General features: G+C 28.1%; 3 protein-coding genes. All 3 read right to left on the reverse strand.

Annotation, left to right across the window (positions count from 1 at the left end; all coding sequences use genetic code 11):
- Positions 1–13 precede the first annotated feature (13 nt).
- The 3 genes from P8M54_RS12310 to P8M54_RS12320 all read right to left on the reverse strand — a co-directional run bounded on the left by P8M54_RS12310 (position 14) and on the right by P8M54_RS12320 (position 3077).
- A complete protein-coding gene (locus tag P8M54_RS12310) occupies positions 14–355 on the reverse strand; it encodes a hypothetical protein (RefSeq protein WP_300288203.1) in 342 nt (113 codons plus the stop codon).
- On the reverse strand, positions 303–2324 hold the full coding sequence (locus P8M54_RS12315) for a PHP domain-containing protein (RefSeq protein WP_300288204.1): 2022 nt from the start codon (positions 2322–2324) through the stop codon (positions 303–305). The genes P8M54_RS12310 and P8M54_RS12315 overlap by 53 nt, the downstream gene beginning before the upstream one ends.
- 405 nt (positions 2325–2729) lie before the next feature.
- Positions 2730–3077, reverse strand: a complete 348-nt coding sequence (locus P8M54_RS12320) for a helix-turn-helix transcriptional regulator (protein WP_300288206.1) — start codon at positions 3075–3077, stop codon at positions 2730–2732.
- Positions 3078–3741 lie beyond the last annotated feature (664 nt).

A 3741-nucleotide genomic window follows, 5' to 3' on the forward strand; every position in this document is an offset into this window, starting at 1 on the left:
TGGGGTCGTTATTTTATTCGAGAGATTCGTGTTTAGCAATTGCACTACTAAATTGGGAATCACATTCATCAATAAATGATTTTTTATTATTTACAAAATCTAAGAATTTTTCATAAATACTTTTGTATACAATTTGATGAGCTTTATGTCCAATTTTCTCTTCTATATATTCATCCATCTCGAAATCAGTTGAAATAGCAGATTCTAGCAAACTCATTAAGTCTTCCTTTAAAATCTTATCAACTTCAATCCATTTGTCAACTTGTTCTTTTTCTTGTTTTAGAAAATACCCTTTGTTATTTTCAATTTTTAAGTATGTCATATGTTTCTTCTCTTCTTTTATTATATTCATCATTTCCTGCTTCTAAACAATTAAGCATAACATCATAATTATTGATAATTTCTCCAGTTACTGATTTTAAATGTATGTCAGCTGGATATCCAGAAAAAGTTTTATAAATAATTTTACCATCATTAATTTCTCTTTTAGTACAAGCAATATAATTTGGTTTTATGGACGCACCAACTGTACTGTTATGTGTTACAATAATTACTGGTATTGATTTCGAAATATCTCGCAATAGTGCATTAACTTCGTTTTTTAGAAAAATATTATCGAAAGATGATTCAGGTTCATCTATTAATAGCATTTCATGTTTTAAAGCGTCATTAATTTCATGAAGCAAATTAAATTCAGAGCGTTCGCCACCTGAAACTTCAAAACCAAGTTTATTTAAGGTTTTATATTCAATGTCGATAAAGAATTTGTACAACTCTGTTTCCTCAATATCAAGACTTTGTAATGATTTTAAAAATTTAAAAGGCAAATTATAGTTTAAAAAAGCTCCAGTTAAAGAAATTTGTCTTTTACATACTTTTTTCAAGTGCGTAGCGCTTGTGAAATTTTTCGTAAAAGCAACAATTTTAAAACCTCTTATTTCTTTTCTGTCTATTTCGCTTTCTTTTTTTAAATCATTTACAATTTTAATAAATTTATTTACTTTATCTTTTTCAACCATTATCCTATAAAAATCAACATCTTCTGGAACAGTTGATGAAGTTCTAAAACGTAGTTCATCTTTAACTTTTGAAATTAGATTATTAACCCAGTCTTTTTTCAAGTTAATTACTTCAAGTCGAAGATATTCTTTCATTAGATCGATTTCCAACGCTTCTAATGATTGGTTAGTTATATGGTTATTGATTATACTTTTATAGTCTGAATTTTCTTTTAAAAGTTTAGTTGCTGAAATTAGATTTTTTAAACTAAATAAATCTTTTTTTGTAAATAAATTTTCACTAAATAGTTTTGTATTTGAAAAAGCGTCAGCTTTTTCGTTATCTGAAGCATACTTTAACAACGAGTCTAAATATTTTTCAATTTCAAGTTCGTTTTGTTTTTCATCAATATTCTTTACAGAATCAATAACTTGTTTAAATTCACTTAAAAATTCTTCAGAAACAGAGCTATGCCTTCTTGAAAGTAGTTCTTCAAATTTTTGTTTATCATTTTGTAATAAAGAAAATTGCTCTATATACTTAACATTGTCATGATTATGAAATATTTTTTCTAATGTTACTGTTTTTCCTGTTGAACGCTCTCCTAAGATAACATTTAAACCTGTTGATAACATAAGTCCATCATCTGTAGCTTGAAAAAAATTATTTCCTTCTTCTTTAGTTAGAAATACTTTTTGTTTATCTGTAAGACAAGATTTAATTCCATTTAATGTAATTTCTTCTAAATCAACAAAAGTTTGTTGAGTTGAAAAGTTTTTCATTGTAGAAAAATATCGCGTATCACTAAAAATTACAGGGACTAAACTCTCTTTATCCTTTATACAGGTTTTAAATTTTTTATAACTTGATACTTCGCCAGCACTTATTAAAGAATTAATTTGAGATATTATATCATTATTTATTATTGGATTTTTTTGATAATGAGGAATCAGTAAATATTTATCTAATACAGTGAAAATCTGATTAAATTCTTGCAGCGTTATATAATCATCTTTTGTATTAATCAAAGAAGTAACTCTTTCGCATTTTTTTGCAAAATCGTTAATTTCTGACAAATCTTTATTATCAGCTATTAATAATAAATGCCCTCTTTCTAAATCAATTTCAATTCCTGGGAAAATAATTATGTCAAGTTCTTTAACAATTTCATTGTATTGTTTAAAATCAAATACATTATGATTTGTAATAGCTATTGCATCAATATCAAGTTTTTCAGTGTACTCTTTTAATTTCGATAAGTCGAATTCAAAAGCTTTATCACTAACTGTCGCAATTGTATGAATATGTAGGTCGATTTTCTTCATATGAACTCGATTATATTGGGATAATTACCGCCAATGGAAGGCCGCTTATCTTAGTTGGGAAATTACATGTGTAGGATCTTTCTTTAAAGCTTTACCATAACTCATGCAATATTTCTAGGACTGTAAATAAAAGCTATTAAAATTATTAATACAATACCCACTTTTAGTGATTTCGTGATAAATTCATCAATGCTTAAAAGTAATGCATTATATTTTTTTACAGTTTTCTAAATTATCGCCAAACATAAATCGCATAAAAAAAGATTCTCTAAACCATTTAAAATCCAATTAATAGAAGAAAAAAAATAACTGGACAAGCAGCTAAAATTTTGAGGTACTTAATAGTGGTATTCTTTGTAATGTTTACATTTAGCTAATAAAGTATAATTATTTATTTATTGTAAATTATTTTAAAGGCTCAATCAACAATACCTCTGAACTTAACGCCTTAGTACCACTTTCATTCATAGTTTGTTTTACGGTAACTTTAATTTTATCATATTGAGGAGTAGGGAATTTCATCAGATCTGAAATGTTTTTATAACCAAAAGCCTTTGCCAATAAAGCAATGTGACGCGTAGAATATTTGTGTCGTTGAGTAAATGATTCTACATTACTTACAAAACTTCTAGCTACTCCCATCTTTAGACTTAGCTCATCTTTAGTAAAAGCCTTCTCCTTACGTATTGCTTTTATATGATTTATAAAGTCTAAATCATATTGTGTTGTCTCAAAGCAAATTAATTTTTCCATAAATGATAAAATATTTACCCTATATGTTGGGTATTTAATTAATTTTATTATATTTGTTCTAGCGAATTGACAATTAGCCTTTTTGGCATAATTAAAACGATGTTATCTCGACTCAAAACGACCAAGTTTACCTTCGAGAGTATCGTGAAGTCGCTCCATGTCATAAAGTTTCTTACTTTTGCAAAGGCATGCGAGCGGTTCTCACGTAAGCTTTAGGTGGTAACTTTATAATCGAAAGATTTTAAAGATGGGTTTGGTCGCCCTTGAGTCTAAAGTGTGAGACCGCTCCTTGCTTTTTCTGCAAGCACTCTTCATACCCGAAATACATCGTTCCATAACCATAAACCCATAAATTATGAGAACGAATTTTTTATGTATTACTCGTAGCAAACCACCTTAATTAACTACTAATTAAAGGTTCCTTTTGTCGCCCTCAACTGAAACAAACAATGGGTTAGGCCAGGAAACGCAGAGAAGCACTCTTAAAAGAGCAACCTCTACCATCAGTATAATTTATATACTGATGCGTGAAACCCTATCCTGATATATAAAATGAGATTTATTACAAACAACATTTCTATCGTTATATCTCACCGCAAACCTAAGCTGCTTTTGGCACTTAGATTTCAGCCTTTCTATTTTAAACTCGCACTTTAAAAGTATT

Origin of the sequence: Flavobacterium sp. (assembly GCF_029242675.1) — a bacterium.
GTDB lineage: Bacteria > Bacteroidota > Bacteroidia > Flavobacteriales > Flavobacteriaceae > Flavobacterium.

Bases quoted from the DNA above. Each gene is read 5' to 3' on its own strand.
- P8M54_RS12320 (WP_300288206.1), bottom strand. From the start codon at position 3,077: ATGGAAAAATTAATTTGCTTTGAGACAACACAATATGATTTAGACTTT.
- P8M54_RS12315 (WP_300288204.1), bottom strand. From the start codon at position 2,324: ATGAAGAAAATCGACCTACATATTCATACAATTGCGACAGTTAGTGAT.
- P8M54_RS12310 (WP_300288203.1), bottom strand. From the start codon at position 355: ATGATGAATATAATAAAAGAAGAGAAGAAACATATGACATACTTAAAA.